Here is an 18,976-nt window from a genome sequence, read left to right on the forward strand (position 1 = left end):
CAACGGTCAAACAGAACAAGGGGAGGTGGGAAGGCTGAGATCCGCGGTCAGCTCTTCGGATCCACGAGTACCCGTGCGGAAAACAGGAGATCGGAGGCGCCGTCGGCATTTCTTCCGCATGTGGAACGCACGACGGACGCGGAAACTTCCCCACCCTCGCGGCGAACTTGCGTGAGGTTATGCTCATCGAGCACAAGGAGCCACGCGTTTTCGTCGGCGCCCCACGACACCTGCTCGAGCATAAGCACCGACTCTTTCGACGACAGGGACTTCAGGCACTGCGTGACGTCGAACGTCGCGGGCGTTTGCAGGCTTCCGGTATCGAGAAGGTTTTGGACCTCGGCGCCGAGCGTGTACTCGGTGAGTACCGGAAGGCCGGCATTATCGGTTCCAGGGGCCGAGTTCGAATCGGCGATGCTTTGCGAGGCAGGTGCGTCCATCGTCACGCTGAGGTTGAGCGCCCACGACAGCATGACGCCAAGGAGAATCGTCACGACGAGAAAAGCGGCGAACACCCCGGGTGGGAAGCCCGTCCAGCTTTTCAATTCGCCTCGCGCGCGTGAGCGGCGACGCGAGCCGCGACGAAAGAACATCATTCCTGATTGACCTTCACTTCGGCGATTTCGAGGCGGAACCCACCGTCGACAGCGCCGAGGTTCGGGGCCCACAGCACAAGCGCCCGCGCGTCGACGGGCTTCTCGGGCGTGAGGGTGAGGTCTTGGCCGGCGGCGACCTCGCCCGAGGCGAGCACGTCGCCGAGCTGGCCGTCCTCAGTCAGGGTGCGCAGCTCGATCGTGCCGCCCTGCTGCGCGCCGGGCGTGACGCGGACGTTCTTGACTTCACCTTCGCCGAGGTCGAGCTTGACGCCCATCCCGTCGCGAAGCTTGCCGAAATCGGCGCCGTTGTACCGCTGGGTCTTCCACACGGTACCCGGATCGCCGTCAAGCATGTTCCCCGCCCTCTCGGGCTTATCAGCCTTCGTGGGGTCCGGCGGGTACACGATGCTCACCTGGTTGAGCGGCGCGAGGGGCTTGGGCGTCTCGGTTGGTTTTTCGCTCGGCTTTTCAGCCGGGGCCTCGGTTTCTTTCGGGGCTTTTTCTTCCGACGCCTGCGTGGTCGGGCTCGTGGCGACATCTCGATTGTGGCGGCCCACCGACGTCACGGACGTTACCGCCCAGACGAGGCCGAGGATGACGGCGAGGAGGGCAGCAACGAGAATGACGCGCGCCGTTGTCGAGCGAGACACTGTGCTGGCGCCGGAAGCCGGGGTGCTCCCCGATGCGTCGGAGGCGAGTGCGATGTCCATGACGTCGCGGAATGCTGAAGCGTGCTGTGGGCTTTGCGGGGCGGGAGCGTTCGCGTCGAAGGCGCTCGCGTCGCGGCCCTGCACGGGGATGACGACACCCGCTCCGGGAGCGTTTTGGCGCACGCGAGGGGCAGCGTGCTGCACTGCCGAGGGAGGCGCCACGGCCGGGCGGCCGGGAGCTGAGTGGGGTTCATCGTTCGTGTTTGGTGTGCGCGGAGATTCGGCGAGGGACTCCTCGCGACCCGCGACCGGAATAGGGGCGGGTGCGGCAGGGGCGACGGGCGCCACCGGCGCCGTGGGTTCCTCCGCAGGCGCAGCCGGGGCGTAGTGCGTACTCGGGTCGATGTGGCCGGGGAAGGTGCTTGCCGCGCTTGGGTTCTGAGGGGCGTCGATGACCTCGGACCACGGCTTTTCAGAATCCGTAAGGGGCCTGTCGACCGTCTCGGCCGTGCCCGTCAGTGTGGCTTCAGGGGCCTCGGAGCCCTCGGTGATTTCGGGGCCTTCGCTGTTTGCGGGAGTTTCTGTGTGCTCAGCGTTCTCTTCGGCCTCGACATTCTCATTGGCCTCGGGGTTCTCGGCGGGAGCAGGCGATTCGGAATCGCTTACCGCAGCTATGCTCTGTGCTTCCGCCTGGCGCTCAAACGGCCCCGCGACAATGGGTCCCGCGGCCTTGCGCACCGCGAGTGGGACAGGCGCCCCCGCGTGTTGCTCGGGATCGTACGCCTCGAGAGTGACCGGAAGCGATTGCCACGGTGAAAGCTCCTCGCGTACGTCCTCAATCGACAACGGACGCGGTCCATCCGCGGGCGCATTCGGCGTGAGCGGCGTCAGAAGAGCCGCAGTGAGCGCACCCAGCTCGGCGGGAACCGTGCGCGGAGACGTTGTCGACGGATCGAAGGAGGCGTCGGAACCGAAAAACTCCGGCCCGCGCCCCGCGAGCCCGACATACAAAACCCGGCCCACGGCTCGCACGTCCGGGCTGAGAGTGAAGGGTTCGGTGAGGTGCAAAAGACCCTCGTCGCCCGCATCTTCGACACCTGCGCCGAGGATCGTCACCTGATCGTGCTCAAGATCCACGAACACGCGATCCTCGTCAAGGTGGTGGTGGCGAATGCCCTTGCTACGGGCCTCCTGGAGCGTCGTCGTCACGCGACCCGCGATCGTGCGGGCCGTTTCTGCGCGAAGCGCGCCGTCGCGGGTGAGGTCAGCGAGGGTGGGAAGGCCCGGATCCGTATACACCACCGCGGTCGCCTTCGACTCGCCGTCGCTCGGCTCAAGCACGTCATGGACGGCCTCGAGGCCGGGAACGCTCACGAGAGACACGCGGCGGGCCGCATCGAGAACATCGGCGGCAAACTCCCCGCGCACGAGGAAGACGAGAATCGGCTCGCCGCTCTCCTTCACACCGCGATGCCACGACGCCCCTTCGGTGGTGGACGATGGCACGCGGCCAGATTCTCCGCGCCCCGAACCGTCCAGGGCAGGGCTCAGCGAGAGGGAGGAAAAAAGCTCCTCGAGGCTGCGAATATCGGTCACGGTCATCCTTTGGTTCGCTTGAACAGTTCGATCCGATGTTTGACCATCGTAGCGGGGTGCCTCTGGCACGCTCGAGGTTTCCTCCACGGCGGCGGGAGTCTCCTCCTGCGGCTTTTCTGCTGGTTTCCCGCGGCCACGCTTGCGCATGACTCGGGAGGCGATCATCGTTGCCGCGTCGCGGATCTCAGACACGCGAAGCGCCCACGCGACAAGAGCAAACACCCCTGTCATGACCGCCGCAACGATGACGCCCACGACGATCGCGATGAGGCGCCCCTTCCACGTGAGATCGCCGAGAAGTGCGAGGAGACCCCAGCCCGCGGCCATTGAGACCAGGCCGGCAACGAGAAGACGGGCAACCATCGACACGGCACCGAGCGAGTTCACCTGACTCATGTCGACGCCCTTGCGGGCGAGATTGCGCCGCATGTGCCACACGCCCTCGAGCCACCCGATCAGAATCCCGACCGAGCTTACGAAAGCGCCCGCCGCAGCGGCATAGCGAGGATCGACCCAGAAGAGGATCACGGGGATCGCGATGAGCGAGAGCACCGTTGGGGGAACGCGCATCAGGAAGGCCGTGCGGGTGTCCTCATAGGCGTAGAAGTAGCGAGTCACGAGGTAGGTTGCCGCGAACGCGGGAAGTCCCAGCGTGTAGCCGATAAGCACGAGCCCATTTGCACCCGCGCCCGTGGGACTCGTGCCGCCCACAACGACCCACATGATCGGCGCCGCGAGAACAACGAGCACGGCGGTCGCGAGGATCATCGGCACGAACAGAATCCTGTTCATCGACGAATACGTGCGGTAGGCCCCGAGGTGGTCGTGTTCGGTCACGCGCTTCGACATCCGCGGGAAGATACTCGTCACGAGCGATACGGCGATGATGCCCTGCGGGAGCATAAAAACCGTGTAGGACCAGTCGAGGGCCGCGAGAGCGGGGTAAAGCTCGCGGGAAGCGCCGACCCCGCTCGCTTGCGCTTTTTCCACCGCCGAGACCGCACCGCCCGTTGACCAGCGACGTGCGAACACCGCGATCTGGCCGATAACCATCATGGCGAACGTCCACAGGCCCATCGTGCCGAGCTTGCGTAGGCCCAGACCGCGAAAACCCCACTTAAACCTGATCTTGAGGCCGATCTTCCTCGTCCAGGCCCACACGAGCAGGGCCTGCGCGGCGCTGCCCCCCACTTGGGAAAACGCGAGCACGAGCACCATGCCCCACGTCCACTGCGTGCCATCAGGCTGCGTGCCCCACAAAACGAGGAACAGGATCGAGCCTGCAATGTTCATGATGTTGTTGAGCGCAGGTGCCCACGTGAACGGGCCGAAACTCTCGTGAGCGTTGAGGATCTGCCCGAACATGATGTAGATGCACGAGAAAATCATCTGCGGCATCATGAAATAGCCGAGAACCGTCGCGGCCTGCGCCGTTCCCGGGTCGAGCTTTGAGTTCGCCACGACCGTCAGGAGCGGAACGGCAAGCGTGCACAGGGTCGTGATGGCCGCCGCGACAACGAAGAACAGGGTGAACAGGCGCGAACAGAAATCCTCGCCCCGATCCGGGAGCTTCGCTGCGCGCACGACCGCCGGTACGAGGATCGCGTTGAGCGTGCCGCCGCCGATGAGGATCCACAGCGAGTTCGGCAGAATTTGCGCTGCCGAATAGGCGTTCGCCGCGATCGATGCCGAGCCGCCGAGCACCATGCCGAGCAAAAAGGTGCGCACGAAACCCAGGAGTCGGGTCGACGCGGAGGCAACAGCCATAACGGCGCTCGCTCGCATAGCTTTGCCCCGCGCGGAGGAGGTGCTCGGTTTGTTCATAGTTCGGTTCGGGTCCTTAATTCCTGTGTCACGAATGGTGCGGGGAGGCGTCGGGGTCGTCGACGCTCTCAAGATCCTCGGGCGCCGTGATGGCTGGGCTGCGGGCATCCGACTTCGTGCGGCCCGCGCGGATCACGCCCGTGGCGACGAGCGCGGCAAGAAGCACCATCGCGACGAGGGTCGTCCAGTTCTCCCACTCCGGATTGACGCTCAGTTGGCTCTCGCGAGAATCGAGGATGACCCCGTTTTCGCTCGCGATCATCACCGTGAACGTGCCGTTCCCGCTTTTCACTGCTTGCACGGGAACGGAGTGATCGCTCGTCGTGAGGGCGGGGAGAGTGATCGGTGAGAGCTTCCCGCCCGTCTTTGCGATGCGGTCAGAAAACGACACCGTGGGCTGGAGCGTTGCCGGGGTGGGGAATCCGTTGTGGACGGTAAATGGGATCGATGCTTCGTTGGAGACGAGGTTGTAGGTTCCCGCGAGCGTGAGCGAGATTCGCCGGGTGTTCGCTTCCGTCACCGTCGCGATGCTAGAAAGCCGTCGAACGTGCGCGTTCGCGTCCGCGAAAAACGGGCTGCTCACCCCCGAGGCCGCCAGAAGAACCGCTCCGGAAAGGTAGCTCGGGTCCTTGAGCGTCGCGCGCACGTCGGTGAGCGACGTGAGGCTCTTCTCGACCCGTTCGCTTGCGCCCGCCGGCACCTTTTCGGGCGAGGCGTCGATGTGGGCGGGGCTGGCGTCGGAACCCTCACCGATCGCGCGCACGGACTTCACCGAGCCAACCCAGTAGTTCCCACCCTCGCCGATGATCGAGGTCGTGCCCTTTCCTGCCGTCGCCGCGTCGAGAAGCGTGGTGGCAGGGGCGTGGGCGACCCACGGCGCGGCGCTCAAGGCATCGAGCAGGTGCGACGTGCGCTCGGGGTTCAGTGAAGAGGTCGCGGACGGCGCAAGCAGGAGGGTGCGCGGGGCCGACGCCGGCTGGCCCGCGATGAGTGCCGTGTCCGCGAGAGCCCGCTGGTAGGACAGTTCGGGGTCGTGTGCGTCAGCGAGATGCTCTGAAAGCTCGGTCAGACGCGTGTCGTAGCCGACGAGCGCGACCGTGGATTCACCCTTGCGTGCAAGCTGCGCGTAGCCGCTCGGTGTGACGTTGGGGTTCGTGGAGGAGAAGAAGGATTCGGCGGGGACAAGGGCGACTTTCGCGCCCGATGCGCGTATCGCTTTCGCGGAGACCGCCTCGGGTTCCATGCGGACGACTGTCGGCGCCGTGCTGAGGCCCGCGCTTGTCGCAGCGGCGGAGGCCTCTTTTTCGAGGAGCTTCGCGGTCGCGCGGGCAGTTGCCGGGCTCGCGAGGGCGAAAGGCGCGAGCGTAACGTCGTGGCTCGAAGCCGCGTCGATGAGCGCCGAGCGGCGCTCGTCCCAGGTGTGATCCTGTCCCCACGTGGTTCCGGGGGCAGGTGCGCTCGCGGGTTCATCGGCGCCGCCCGCGTCGGAGGCAGCGGGGGTCGTGGGCGGGGAAGGGCTCGGGCTCGGCGTGGAGTCGGAAGGGGCGGGATCGAGCTTAGACAGCGCTTCGTCGAGCGTACTCATCCCTTTGGGGGCCTTAAGCTCAGTGAGCATGGAGGGGTCGAGCCACCAGCTCACGTCAGTACGCTGGGCAATGTCCCACTGCGCAGCGAAGGCACCCTCGCGAACGTCCTTGGCGAAGGCATCGGGGTCGGTCGCCGCGAGCGCGGGATCGGTACTTGCGAGAGGCGCGAGGTAGGCGAGGGAAATCCGGGGCGTTTCGGCGGTGGGCTGCCACACGAGAAATGTGCGGAGAGTTGCGGCGGCGGTGCTTCCGGTGGAGGGCTGGGTGCCGTCGGCTGACGACTGCGCCCCCGTGACTGCCGTGAGGGCGATGCGGCGCGGCCCCCACAGTGATTCGTCACGTGTATAGCCGAGAGAGTCCGCCGGGACGCGCACCGTGAATTCGGCGGCCTCGCCCGGCCCGAGCGTGCGCGTGGCCGAAGTTCCGCGCACCGTTCCTCGGTGCGATGTATCCGCCGTATCCATCGCCGCCCATTCGTCGGCAACCGTGCGATCCGTGACTCGCGACGTGAGCCCCGAGAGTTGCAGGGCCACGCCCTCGAGCGGGGTGCTTCCCGTGTTGGTAATGTTCACGCGGGCTTCGACAGTACCGCCCGGCTTCACCGCCGAGGGGGTGAGCGCGCGAAGATCGAGCGTGAGGGGCGCGCGGGCGTCAGGTTCCGGTGACGGGGTGGGTTCCGACGGCAGGGCGGGTGCGGTCAGTGCCACATTCGTGGGCGGTTGCTGGCCGGTAGACTGGTACGCTGCGGTGTCCCGCTGGGCGAGCGCGCCGGCGGGCACGAGAGCCGCACACAGGATCGAATACAGTGCGACCATGACGAAGAGGGCGCGACAAACGCGCCGCGTCACGGATCGAAGCATGGAACCACTGTAGAGGGCGCAGCTTCGTGCCACGTGCCAAACACGGATGGCGCGCGCGGAGCGATCCGCACATCACAGATCAAGGTGAGGAATGAACGACGTGACTAACGGCGACAAGCGTGAAGCACACCGGATGGGGATCGAGACGGTTCGCATCCGCGCGCGGAGCATGTTCCAGGCGCTTCCAGCCTCCGTTCACGAGCTCGGTCAAATGTTCGAGAGTGCAGGCGAGGAACTGGCACTCGTGGGCGGGCCCGTGCGCGACGCGCTTCTTGGACGTAGCAGCGATGACCTTGATTTCACGACGTCGGCGCGGCCCGAGTCGACGGAGCAGATTCTTCGGCAGTGGGTCGGCAAACGGGGCGCGATCTGGGACATGGGGCGCGAGTTTGGCACGCTCGGCGCGCAGCTCGACGGCGTCAAGGTCGAGATCACGACGTACCGCACGGAGGAATACGATCCGCAGTCTCGAAAGCCGCAGGTCGCGTACGGTGACACGATCGATGGTGATCTCTCGCGACGCGACTTCACCGTGAACGCGATGGCCGTTCGTCTTCCCTCCCTCGAGTTCATCGATCCGTTCGGCGGCCTCGAAGATCTTGCCGCGGGGCTTCTTCGTACACCGGTCGCCCCCGAACAGTCCTTCAGCGACGACCCGCTTCGGATGATGCGCGCCGTACGTTTCGCCTCGACCCTTGGATTCGACATCGAGGAGGGAACCGCGCGCGCGATCGCCGCCCTCGCCGGCCGCCTCGAGATCGTGAGCGCCGAGCGTGTGCGCGAAGAACTCGTCAAGCTCATGCTCGGCGATCACCCAAGGCGTGCCCTCGAGCAGATGGTCGATTTTGGCCTCGCCGAGATCATCCTTCCCGAGCTTCCCGCGATGCGGCTCGAGATCGACGAGCACCACAGACACAAGGATGTCTACACGCATTCGCTCACGGTGCTTGAGCAGGCGATTGACCTTGAAACAGGCCCCGAAGGACCGGTTCCCGGCCCCGACTTCATTTTGCGATTCGCGGCGCTCATGCACGATTGCGCGAAGCCCAATACGCGCCGCTACGAAGAAGGCGGAGTCGTGACCTTCCGGTTCCACGAAGTCGTGGGGGCGCGCATGGCGAAGGCCCGAATGAAGGCACTCAAGTTCGATAAGGAGACGACCAAGGCGGTCGCACACCTCATCGAACTGCATCTTCGCTTTCACGGCTACGCGGATAGCGAATGGACAGACTCGGCCGTGCGCCGCTACGTGACGGACGCGGGCGATCAGCTCGAACGCCTTCACCGCCTCACGCGCGCCGATTGCACGACGCGTAACAAGCGCAAGGCCCAGCGCCTTCGCGAAGCCTACGATGACCTCGAAAAACGCATCGCCGAGCTCGCGGAACAAGAAGAGATCTCCAAAATCCGGCCCGATCTGGATGGCCGCGCGATCATGCAGATTCTTGACCTCAAGCCCGGCCCGGCAGTCGGCAAGGCATATGCCTACCTTCTTGAGCTGCGCATGGAGGAGGGACCTCTCGGCGAGGAGGAAGCCTCGAGGCGCCTTCAGGAATGGTGGGCGCATAATGGGGCGCACGAAAGCGCGCCGGCGACGAGAGGAACCTCGAAGTGAGCGACAAGAGCCCAAAGGGGACGAGCCGTACCCGCTCGAGCGGAAAGCGTGCAGCGCGCCCTGCGACCACTCCCGCGGCAGCGAGCATTGGTCGCAGCCGCACGAAACCGCGCCCCGAAAGCGCCGCGCCCACGAAAGGCCGGCACGCTGTAGCGGCAGCAGGCACGGCTGCGTCTAAGCCCAAACCCAAGCCCACGAACTTTCTCAACTACCCGCGCGCCGGAAAAGAAGGGTTTTCGCGGTGGCTTCCCTCGTGGCGCCTCCTTTCCGCGGCCGTCCTCGTTCTCTTCTGTGCTGGCGTGGGCTTCGGTGCGTGGCTGTATGCGACTACCGAAGTACCCGAGCCGACCGATATCGCCGTTGCTCAAACGACCCGCGTGTACTACTCGGACGGAAAGACTCTCCTCGGCGAGTTCAGCGACCTCAATCGCACGATCCTGCCCGCCGACGAGATCCCGGACAACGTCAAGGAGGCTGTCGTCGCCTCCGAGGACTCCACGTTCTACGAGAACCGCGGCATTTCGCCGAAGGGTATCGTGCGCGCTCTCGTGAACAACCTTTCTGGCGGCTCCCGCCAGGGGGCTTCGACGATCACCCAGCAGTACGTCGAGAACTACTACACGGGCAAGGTCACCTCGTATACCGGCAAGGTGCGCGAAATGATCATGGCCGTCAAAATCGATGAGGAGCTCGACAAGAACGAGATCCTTTCGCGCTACCTCAACACGATCTACTTTGGCCGTTCCGCCTACGGAATCGAAGAGGCGGCGCAGGCCTACTTCGGCAAGAGTGCGAGCGAGCTCGATGACGCCGAGGCCGCACTTCTCGTCGCCGTCATTCCCGCACCGAGCGCCTACGACCCGGCGAAGAATCCCGATAAAGCGAAAGCGCTCTGGCAGCGGGTCATCGACCGAGAGGTCAACGAGACGGGAAGCCTCACGAAGGAGGAGGCTGACAAGCTCAGCTTCCCCGAGACGATCGAATACAAACGTCAAAACTCCTTGCGCGGCACAAATGGCTACCTCATGACGACGGTGCGCAAGGAACTCGAGGCGCGAGGCTTCGACGAGGACGACATCGACACGGGCGGCTACACGATCGTCTCGACGATCGACAAGCACACGCAAGAATCGACCGTCGAAGCGATCGCGAATCTCCCCGAGGACCGCCCCGAGAATAACCGCGTGGGAACTGTGAGCATCGACCCGTCAACCGGTGCGATCCGGGCGCTCTACGGCGGCGAGGACTACCTCAAGCAGCAGCGGAACGACGCTACCCAGTCGCGCATGCAGGCCGGTTCAACGTTCAAGGCGTTCACGCTTGTTGCCGCGCTCGAGGAGGGCTATAGCCTCCACTCCAACTGGGACGCCTCTTCGCCTAGGACCTTCAAGGGGTGGACAGTCAAGAACTTCGGCAATGTCTCGCGTGGCAGCGTCGATCTCCTGACCGCGACGCGGCACTCCTACAACACGCCCTATGCGGCACTCAACGTTGACATGGGCGCCGAGAAGACGCGCGAAGCGGCCGTCAAGATGGGGCTTTCCGAGAAGACACCCGGTCTCGACGACAGTCCGAGCAACGTCCTTGGCTCTTCATCGCTCACGGTTCTCGAGCTCGCGGGGTCGTATTCCGTGATCGCCTCGGGCGGGATTAAGCGCACGCCGCACATCGTCGAAAAAGTGACGAATGCTGACGGTTCGAGCAAGTACGCCTATAAGGATGACGGCGAGCGAGTTCTCAAGGAGTCCACGGCGATCAACGCGACCGTAGCCCTCCAGGAACCCACGAGCTCTCGCGGCTCGGCACGAATCGTCAACAAAAAAATGGATGGCCGCCCGGTCGCGGGCAAGACGGGTACTTCAAGCTCGTTCCGCTCGGCGCTTTTCGTGGGTTACACCCCCCAGCTGGTCACAGCGGTGGGCATGTTCCAACCAAGCTCCGACGGCCGCACTGAAGAGCCACTCACCCCGTTCGGCCCGTGGGAGGACATGACCGGTGGCGGCGCGCCCGCGAGTATCTTCGCCGACATCATGACGAGCGCCCTCGACGGGCAGGATGAACTCGACTTCCCGGACGAAGTCGATACCGATGGCAAGAAGAAGCGGAAGAGGACAAAACGGACGCAGGCGCCTGCGCCGCGCGTGACCAAGGAACCCGAGGTGACCGAGGCACCATCGGAAGAGCCGAGTGAGGAGCCGCCCGCAACCGAGGAGCCGTCGCAGGAGGCGCCCGAGCCGTCTCCTTCTCCGTCCGAGGAGAAGCCGGCATCGCCAGCGCCGAAGCCGAAGCCCGAACCGAAGCCTGAACCGAGCGAAAAGCCGGAGACGCCGAAGGTACAGCCGACGCGCGGCAACGACAAACCCGTTGAGCCGACCGCGACGCCGAAAGAACCTCGGTAGCGGTGAGGTCCAGGCCACCGTTGGACCCCCTTCCCCGAACCCGGGCGAGCCGCTAGACTTGGGAAGTCTGTGGAAAACCGCAGGCGCATGCATGACCCTCCTGCCACGGAAGGACCGTGGCCGCGATAGACCACAGGAGGTGGGGATTTACACATGCGTAAGTACGAAATGGTTGTGATCCTGGACCCGTCGATCGACGAGCGTACCGTGGACACCACTTTTGAGAAGCTCATCAAGGTTGTTCCTGCTGAGGGCGGCACCGTCGACAACACCGACGTGTGGGGCAAGCGCAAGTTCGCCTACGAGATCGACAAGAAGCAGGAAGGCATCTACGTCGTCCTGAGCTTCACCTCGAAGCCCGAGACCGCCAAGGAGCTCGACCGCCAGCTCGGCCTCAACGAGTCCGTTCTGCGCACGAAGCTCATGCGCGTCGACGAGAAGTAAAAATCTCGTTTATAAGCCACACCGCACCATCAGCTGAAGGAGAGTCATGGCGAACGATACCGTCATCACCGTCGTCGGAAACCTGACCGCCGATCCCGAGCTGCGCTTTACGAACTCGGGGATTCCCGTCGCGTCGTTCACCGTCGCGTCGACCCCCCGCACGTTCGACCGTCAGTCGGGCGAATGGAAGGACGGCGAAGCTCTCTTCCTGCGCTGCTCCATCTGGCGCGATGCAGCCGAGAATGTCGCCGAGTCCCTTACGAAAGGCACCCGCGTGATCGTTCAGGGCCGCCTCCAGCAGCGCTCCTACACCGACCGCGAAGGCAATAACCGCACCTCGATCGAACTCCAGGTCGACGAGATCGGTCCTTCGCTTCGCTACGCGACCGCGAAGCCGACCCGCACTCAGCGCGGCGGCAGCGGAAACTTCGGTGGCGGTTTCAACGGTGGTAACAGCGGTGGCGGCAACTACGGTGGCGGCCAAGGCGGCTACTCCAACCAGGGAGGCTACGGCGGTAACCGCGGTGGCGCCCAGGGTGGACCGCAGGGCGGCCAGAACCCCGCCGATATCGATCCCTGGAGCAACGGCGGCGCTGAAGAGCCACCGCCCTTCTAAATCGCGCCGTGCCACTCGGCACACATCCTCAATTTATCCATTCCATCCCGGGTAGAAAGCCCGGGCTCCCCTCACTCAAAGGAGCACCACGATGGCGAAGCCAGAGCTTCGTAAGCCCAAGAAGAAGCAGAACCCGCTCAAGAGCGCCGGTATCGAGAACATCGACTACAAGGACCCCGCGGTTCTGCGTAAGTTCATTTCGGATCGCGGAAAGATCCGTGCACGCCGCGTGACCGGCGTCAGTGTCCAGGAGCAGCGCAAGATCGCGAAGGCCGTCAAGAACGCCCGCGAGATCGCCCTCCTTCCCTACTCGACCTCCGGTCGCTGAGCCAAGGAAGGATAGAGAAAAATGGCTACTACCAAGCTCATCCTCACCAACGAGGTTTCCAAGCTCGGCGGCCCCGGCGATGTCGTCGAGGTCAAGGCCGGCTACGCGCGCAACTACCTTCTGCCGCGCGGCCTTGCCACGCCGTGGACCAAGGGCGCTGAGCGTCAGCTCGAGCAGATGGCTGCCGCAAACTCGAAGCGCGCCGTGGCGTCGCTCGAGGATGCGCAGGCACTGCGTGACCTCCTCCAGACCAAGCCGGTCGTCGTGGCCGAGCGCGCGGGCCAGAACGGCCGCCTCTTTGGCGCCGTGACCGCCGCCGAGGTTGCCGAGGCCGTTAAGGCTGGCTTCGATCGCGAGATCGATCGCCGCAAGGTCGAGTTCACCGCGCCGATCAAGTCGCTCGGCGAGTACACCGTGACGGTGCGCCTGCACGAAGAGGTTTACGCAAACCTCGTTGTCCAGGTCGTTGCCGCGAAGGGTGCGCGCGCCTGAACGGCATAGCGTAAACGCTCGAATGAGAGCGAACGAGGAAGCGGCGGGTCCACCCCCGCCGCTTTTTCGTGTCATCTGGTGGTCTTTCGCGCGCCCTGCCAAAAAATTGAATACATTTATGCAATGACCTCCCAATCCTCACACCCGCCTACGGCCGGCGATCCCCACGAACACGGCCACCTTTCCCGATCACTTACGCATCGGCAGATGGCCATGATCGCGATGGGCTCCGCACTCGGTACCGGCTTGTTCCTCGGTTCCGGAGATGCGATCGCCGTGGCCGGTCCCGCCGTGATCATCAGCTTTGCGATCGGCTCCGCCATTGCCATGACGATCGCCCTCGCGATGGGCGAGATGGCCTCGCGTCACCCCGTCCAGGGTGGATTTGGCACACTCGCCGCGCGCTACCTCTCGCCTTTTTGGGGGTATCTCGTGCGGTGGCTCTACTGGATCGTGACGGTCGGGGTGACCGCCGCAGAACTGTATGCGTGCAGCCTGTATCTCCAGTTCTGGGCTCCGGATCTTCCTCAGTGGGCGGGGGTCGCGATCCTCGGCGCGATCGTCGTTGCGATCAACGTGGTGAGCGTCAAGAGCTTCGGCACGATCGAGTTTTGGCTTTCGAGCATCAAGGTCATCGCGGTCGTCGTCTTCATTCTCGTGGGGCTGTGTCTCGTGTTCTTCGGGCTCCCGGGAACACCTGCTGCCGGGGTCTCGAACTGGACGAACGACGGTGGCTTCATGCCCTTTGGTTTCAAAGGCGTGTGGGTCTCGATGGCGCTCGTGATGTTTTCCTTCGGCGGCATCGAGATGCTGTCGATCTCGGCCGCAGAGGCGAAGGATCCCGCGCGGTCGATCCGCACGGCCGCGCAGTCGACCGTGGTTCGATTGAGCTTCTTTTACGTCGTGGCGATCGGGATTATCGTCGCGCTCGTGCCGTGGAAAGAGGCCTCGGGTGCCGCTGGTGACGTGCGCCTGTCGCCGTTCGTCATGGTGTTCCACGAGCTCGGGATTCCCGCCGCGGCGGGCCTCACGAACCTCATCGTGGTGATCACCGCGCTTTCCGCCGCGAACGCCAACGTGTATGCGGGCTCGCGCTTTCTTCACTCGCTCGCCGCGGATTCGCTCGCCCCGCAAATGCTCGAGCGCACGACCAGGCGCGGCATTCCGCTGCCCGGCATCATCGTGCACGCATGCGGGATCCTCGTCGTCGTGGTGCTTGCGATGACGGGCATCGGCGGCCTGTTCCCCCTCATCATGTCGACCGTGATCTTCTCGGCGGTCATCGTGTGGGTTTTGATCCTGGTGACCTACGTGGTCTATCACCGCACGCGCGACGGCCGCGAATTATTCCGCATGCCCGGTGGCGTGGTGACGGCGATCGCGGGCATTGCCGGCCTCCTTTTCGTGATCTCGACGGTGATCGCCGTTGAGCGCATGCAGCTCGCGGCCATGGTGGGCATCCCGTTCGTGCTGCTCGTGACCCTCGCGTACGTGCTCGTGTTCCGCCACCGCATTAGCGTTGAGGCCATCGACGCGAGCTTTGCCGAGGCTGAAAAGGCGCGCGCCGACTTCTCGTAACCTTGATCCCATGCCTTCGACACCTCAGCGGCGCTATGTGCCAATGCTCGATGTTGTGCGTATTTCGGCGATCGTCGCTGTCGTAGGCATCCACTGTCTCGCGCCCGCCGCCACTGCCGAAGGTGCCCCCTGGGCTCTCGTTGTGTTCCGCTCGATGCTGAACGCTGCAGTGCCCGTGTTCATCATGATCTCCGGCGCCCTGAACCTCGCTCCGGTGGCGATGCGCAATGGAGCATGGCCGTTTCTACGTTCGCGTTTCGCGCGGCTCATTCCCGCGACCATCGTGTGGACGCTCGTGTATGGCGTTGTGATCAATGGCGTGGTTCTGGGTCGCGACCTGACCGCGGAGCGGCTAGGCAAGGAAGCGCTCATGGGGGATCAGTCCCCGCAGCTGTACTTTCTGTGGCTCATCATGGGACTGTCCATCATTACCCCCGTGCTCGGCTCGTTCGTTGCGCATTCGAAAGCGCGTGCGTGGGCTGCCACCGGTGTGAGCCTCGCGTGGGGTTTGTCTGTGTATCTTGCTCCGAACGCGTTTGAGGCGGTCGGGCAACCCACGGGTGTGATTTCCGGGGCGGTGCTCACCTACTGGATTTTCTACGTAGGGCACTACCTTGCCGGTCACGTCGCGTTCGCCCACCCGGTCCGACGGCGCCTTGCGCCCGCCGTGCTCGCCCTCGGTATCGCGCTGCTCGTGGCTCTTGGCGTGTGTGGCGGTCTCGGTATTGAGAACGAGGGATGGGGCAAGATCGTCAGCGGCAACTACCGCTCACCCTTGAATGTCGGTGCCTCGTTTGCGCTTGTGGCGGGCCTTCTTGCCGTGAGCCGCGAGTGGGAGGTTTCCGATCGTGTGCAGGGTGTGTTGCGGCGCCTCGGCGATGCGTCGTTCGGCGTGTTCCTGTGCCATTTCGTTGTGCTCATCGGTGTGCGCCTCCTAGTGCCCGGGCTCGACTCGAGCGGAACGCTCGCGTGCGTGGGCGCATGGGTGCTCGTGCTCGGGCTTTCGTGGGCACTGTCGCTTGTCGCGGCGCGAATCCCTTGTGTGCGAGCGGTGTTTTAGCGGCGCGGCCTCGTAAGGCGCCTGGTAGCCGTCGGACCCTGCCTGCCGCTCGAGCGTGCGGCCTTTCCTTCACAACCTCCACACTTTGCAAAGTCTTTACTTTTTGCGTGGGGCGCGGGAAGATATGTCAGCACGCACTTCCCTCGTGCCCATGTCTAGAGGAGATTTCCATGTCGATGAGGTCTACGTTCCGCGGCGCATCCGCCGCGTTCGCCGCCGCGCTTGTGCTCGCTTCGTGCGGGGCTACGGGTGGTGAGGTGTCCACGCCAACCGAGACCCCCACCCACGCACCCGAAACGGCGAAGCCGAGCCCCACCCAGATTCCCTCGGCCGAAGAAAGCGACAAGCCGAGTGCGGAGCCGAGCGCGAGCGAGGATGCGAGCGCAACGCCGAGCGAGAGCTCGAGCCCAACCGCTTCTTCCGAACCTGAAGCGAAGGTGGGCGCGGCTCCCGCGATAATCGCTCACTTCACTGAGGACACCAATCCGGATATCGGCGACTTCCCCTTCAGCCGTGACGTGATCGCTACGTCCATCTCGAGCGTCTTCGATGATGGCGGTGAGGCAACCGTGGAGTGCGATGGCGATATTGACATCACCGCGGGCAAGCCGAAGACCCACTGCACGGTGACGACAGGGGACAGGACCCGCGAGGCCTACGCCTACGGCACCTTCTCGAATGTGCAGGGCCCGGGCCTTCTCGTCGCCTTTGACAACGACTTTGATGCCTCGCTCAGCGGGAAGTTCACCGAACCCGGAACCGAGGTTCTTGCCTACGGCATCGGTGACATGTGGGCCGTCGATTCTCCCGTGGACGGCGCGACGGTGTCCGAAAAGGCGCTCAAGGCGATGCAGTCCCTCGAAATGCCCATCTCGAAGTTCGAGTGTGCGGGTGAGATGTCGATCGCTGACGGCCGCAACTCCCAGGTGTGCCCGATCGAGGCGGAATGGGGCAAGGCAGAGGCCACGGTCATCGCAGCGACGATCCTCAATTCTCAGGATTCGGGCGTGCTCGTCGTGACACAGGTGCCTACCGACGACTAGTTCACCCCGTGGCGTTGCCCACCTGGCCCGTGCGCGGATTCGCGCGCGCGAGGCGGTGGGGCTATATTAGGGAGCGCTTCGATCTCGGTGTGCCGTGAAACCCGGTGTCGAAGTTCCCGCGCAAGTGGCGGAATTGGTAGACGCGCACGGTTCAGGTCCGTGTGCCTTTGCGGGCGTGGGGGTTCAAGTCCCCCCTTGCGCACCCCATGCGGGCCCCTCCTACGGGAGGGGCTTTCGCGTATCTGCACGCGTGTACTCGGGTGAGGGGTTGAGCAGCATGAGTGAGGAGACACCCTCGGGCTCCCACACAAACGCATGGCTCGGTGCCATGGGGGAGGGCGCGGGGTTCATTCCGACGGCTGCCGATCGGGCCGCCGCTGCCGGCGTTTTTGACAACCTTCCCCTCGCGGGTGCGCAGCTCGAGCTTCCGGACGTGCACGATCCCGACTGGTGGATTAAATCGCGCATTTCCTCCGGCGAATTCGATCGCGAGGCGCTACTGCCCGCCACTGTGGTGCTGCGCAAGGAACACGATATGCTCGCGCACACTCTTCGCTCGCTCCCATCGCAAGACGCGGTGCGCGAATACCTCGAGGACTACAACGCTCGGGCGCGCCGCGAAAACAGCGCGGCGGTCCGTGACGCTTCGCTGCGGCCCGCCTCAAGCGAGGAACCTCCGCTTCTCGTGCCTCTCGTCGATGTCGAAAACTGGGTCTCTCGCTGGCACCGCCTCCGCCAGTTGTGAGGGCCTGCCGCCCCGCTGTGCACGCCCTCAGGGCAGAGGGAGCGCGGCGGCGAAGGGATCCGAATCGCTATCGGTGGTGGCCGTGTATTCGGCCTTCGCAAGGGCCCGATCACGTGCCTCGGCTCCGCAAAGCGAGGCGATGAGCGCGGCCGTCATGTCCATGCCCGCGGCAACGCCCGAGGACGTCCACCGATCGCGATCCTCAACCCAGCGAGCCTCCCTCTGCCAGGCAACCGTCTGACCGAAGGTGCGCGCCCACTCGAACGCGGCTTTATTGCTCGTTGCGCGGTAGCCTTCGAGCAGCCCGGCCGCAGCGAGGAGCGCCGAGCCAGTGCACACGGACGCGAGGAGCCGGGCACGCGCGCCGGCCTCGGTCAGCCACGCGAGAAACGGCGCATCGTCGACGAGCGTTCGCGTGCCGGGCCCTCCCGGGACGAGAAGGATGTCGATCGGCTCCTTGGAGAGCTCCCGAAACGAACGGCCACACTCCACGCGAAGGCCCTGCGCGCTCGAGACGAGACCCGCCTCGGGCCCCACAAAGTCGAGCGTGATGCCCTCGACGTGGCTCAAAAGCTCAACCGGCCCGCAGACGTCAAGAAGCTCGAAGCCGTCAAAAAGTACGACGCTGATGCGCCTCGTCATCTTTTAATCTCCTCTGAGATGCGCTGGCCGAATTACGTCAATATCGACCTTCGTGGAAATTCCGTCGACTGTGCCGTCAAACCGCAGCTGCCATACCGCCCAGCGATCCTCCTCGGGTCGCGACGACCCGGAAAAAAGCCAGGTTGGGCGGCCTTCGGCGTGCGGGAGATCGTAGTGGCGCCGCCACTCGGCACTCGAGTAGATCACGAGCTTTCGCCCCCACGCCTTTTCGACAATGCTCACGAAGTCAGCGACCTCCGCGTTTGCGTGCTGCGCCTCGGGGCGTTCGTCGCACGCGCCATCAAACTCGAGGTCGAGGGCGGGTGGAAGCGCAACCGAATCCGGCGGGGCTGCCTTCAAGAAATCGCGTGCCTGGTCCGCGCCGGGGGAGCACAGCGTGAAGTAGTGGTAGGCGCCCGGGGTGATGCCGTTTTTCGTGGCGCCCTCCCAGTTCGCGGCAAACTTCGGGTCGGTATAGCCGGTGCCCTCGGTCGCCTTGATGTACGCAAAGCTCACGCCCGCATCGGCGACATCGCCCCAGTCAATCGTCTTTTGGTGCGAGGACACATCGATGCCGAGGCTTTCGCCCTCGCGCAGATCCACCCCGCGCGGCAGATTTGTGAGAGCGGAGGGATCCGCGGGGGTGTCCGGGATGGTCATCACGCGCGCCTTCACGGGTGCGGGGGCGGCGGGGACCGCCCGTTGGTCCGACGGTTGCCCGGCCGCAATGGTGCTCACGAGCGTGCCAATCGAGACGAGCATGCAGGACGCGGCGAAGATGGCGACGATCGCTTTGTATTGGCGCCGATAGACGTCGGCGCGAGAAAAGCGCGGCATACCGAAAGTGTAGTGGTCAAGCGCTCACGGACGTGGGTCCGACGCTAGATGAGCAAGCGTCGGAA

General features: G+C 64.6%; 15 protein-coding genes and 1 tRNA gene. 11 read left to right on the top strand and 5 right to left on the bottom strand.

What is annotated here, in order from left to right:
* Positions 1-47 precede the first annotated feature (47 nt).
* The 3 genes from HMPREF3157_RS04690 to HMPREF3157_RS04700 are packed head-to-tail and all read right to left on the bottom strand — an operon-like array spanning position 48 to position 7,112.
* Positions 48-596, bottom strand: coding sequence for a hypothetical protein (locus tag HMPREF3157_RS04690; protein WP_016663514.1), 549 nt, complete (start codon positions 594-596; stop codon positions 48-50).
* Positions 593-4,666, bottom strand: a complete 4,074-nt coding sequence (locus HMPREF3157_RS04695; RefSeq protein WP_016663513.1) for a murein biosynthesis integral membrane protein MurJ — start codon at positions 4,664-4,666, stop codon at positions 593-595. Before HMPREF3157_RS04695 ends, HMPREF3157_RS04690 begins: the two co-directional genes overlap by 4 nt.
* Positions 4,667-4,694: 28 nt before the next feature.
* The gene (locus tag HMPREF3157_RS04700; RefSeq protein ID WP_016663512.1) at positions 4,695-7,112 is read right to left on the bottom strand and encodes a DUF6049 family protein; all 2,418 of its coding nucleotides are present in this window, start codon (positions 7,110-7,112) and stop codon (positions 4,695-4,697) included.
* Positions 7,113-7,203: 91 nt separating this feature from the next.
* Between HMPREF3157_RS04700 and HMPREF3157_RS04705 the strand changes: the two genes are divergently transcribed.
* From HMPREF3157_RS04705 to HMPREF3157_RS04755, 11 genes are all read left to right on the top strand, one after another.
* Complete coding sequence (locus tag HMPREF3157_RS04705; RefSeq protein ID WP_016663511.1) at positions 7,204-8,727, top strand: CCA tRNA nucleotidyltransferase; 1,524 nt, start codon at positions 7,204-7,206, stop codon at positions 8,725-8,727.
* Positions 8,724-11,126 carry a transglycosylase domain-containing protein gene (locus HMPREF3157_RS04710; RefSeq protein WP_016663510.1) on the top strand — a complete coding sequence of 801 codons (2,403 nt, stop codon included), beginning with the start codon at positions 8,724-8,726 and terminating at the stop codon, positions 11,124-11,126. The genes HMPREF3157_RS04705 and HMPREF3157_RS04710 overlap by 4 nt, the downstream gene beginning before the upstream one ends.
* A 153-nt stretch (positions 11,127-11,279) precedes the next feature.
* Positions 11,280-11,570, top strand: coding sequence for a 30S ribosomal protein S6 (rpsF, locus tag HMPREF3157_RS04715; RefSeq protein ID WP_061212179.1), 291 nt, complete (start codon positions 11,280-11,282; stop codon positions 11,568-11,570).
* Positions 11,571-11,616: 46 nt separating this feature from the next.
* Complete coding sequence (locus HMPREF3157_RS04720; RefSeq protein ID WP_070435665.1) at positions 11,617-12,186, top strand: single-stranded DNA-binding protein; 570 nt, start codon at positions 11,617-11,619, stop codon at positions 12,184-12,186.
* A gap of 91 nt (positions 12,187-12,277) precedes the next feature.
* Positions 12,278-12,514, top strand: a complete 237-nt coding sequence (gene rpsR / locus HMPREF3157_RS04725; protein ID WP_016663507.1) for a 30S ribosomal protein S18 — start codon at positions 12,278-12,280, stop codon at positions 12,512-12,514.
* Between the two features lie 21 nt (positions 12,515-12,535).
* Positions 12,536-13,006, top strand: coding sequence for a 50S ribosomal protein L9 (gene rplI / locus HMPREF3157_RS04730; RefSeq protein ID WP_016663506.1), 471 nt, complete (start codon positions 12,536-12,538; stop codon positions 13,004-13,006).
* Between the two features lie 123 nt (positions 13,007-13,129).
* Entirely contained in the window at positions 13,130-14,584 is a 1,455-nt protein-coding gene (locus HMPREF3157_RS04735; RefSeq protein WP_070435666.1) for an amino acid permease, read from the top strand.
* 10 nt (positions 14,585-14,594) lie between these two features.
* The gene (locus HMPREF3157_RS04740; RefSeq protein WP_083288058.1) at positions 14,595-15,644 is read left to right on the top strand and encodes an acyltransferase; all 1,050 of its coding nucleotides are present in this window, start codon (positions 14,595-14,597) and stop codon (positions 15,642-15,644) included.
* Between the two features lie 170 nt (positions 15,645-15,814).
* A complete protein-coding gene (locus HMPREF3157_RS04745) occupies positions 15,815-16,687 on the top strand; it encodes a hypothetical protein (protein ID WP_070435668.1) in 873 nt (290 codons plus the stop codon).
* Between the two features lie 118 nt (positions 16,688-16,805).
* Positions 16,806-16,889: transfer RNA gene (locus HMPREF3157_RS04750), tRNA-Leu, on the top strand.
* A gap of 75 nt (positions 16,890-16,964) precedes the next feature.
* Entirely contained in the window at positions 16,965-17,432 is a 468-nt protein-coding gene (locus HMPREF3157_RS04755; RefSeq protein ID WP_016663502.1) for a DnaJ family domain-containing protein, read from the top strand.
* Between the two features lie 27 nt (positions 17,433-17,459).
* Here HMPREF3157_RS04755 and HMPREF3157_RS04760 read toward each other — a convergent pair whose 3' ends face one another.
* A complete protein-coding gene (locus HMPREF3157_RS04760; protein WP_016663501.1) occupies positions 17,460-18,074 on the bottom strand; it encodes a DJ-1/PfpI family protein in 615 nt (204 codons plus the stop codon).
* 3 nt (positions 18,075-18,077) lie between these two features.
* A complete protein-coding gene (locus HMPREF3157_RS04765; protein WP_070435670.1) occupies positions 18,078-18,911 on the bottom strand; it encodes a glycoside hydrolase family 25 protein in 834 nt (277 codons plus the stop codon).
* Positions 18,912-18,976: the final 65 nt, after the last annotated feature.

Source organism: Dermabacter sp. HMSC06F07 (genome assembly GCF_001807345.1).
Taxonomy (GTDB): Bacteria; Actinomycetota; Actinomycetes; order Actinomycetales; family Dermabacteraceae; genus Dermabacter; species Dermabacter hominis.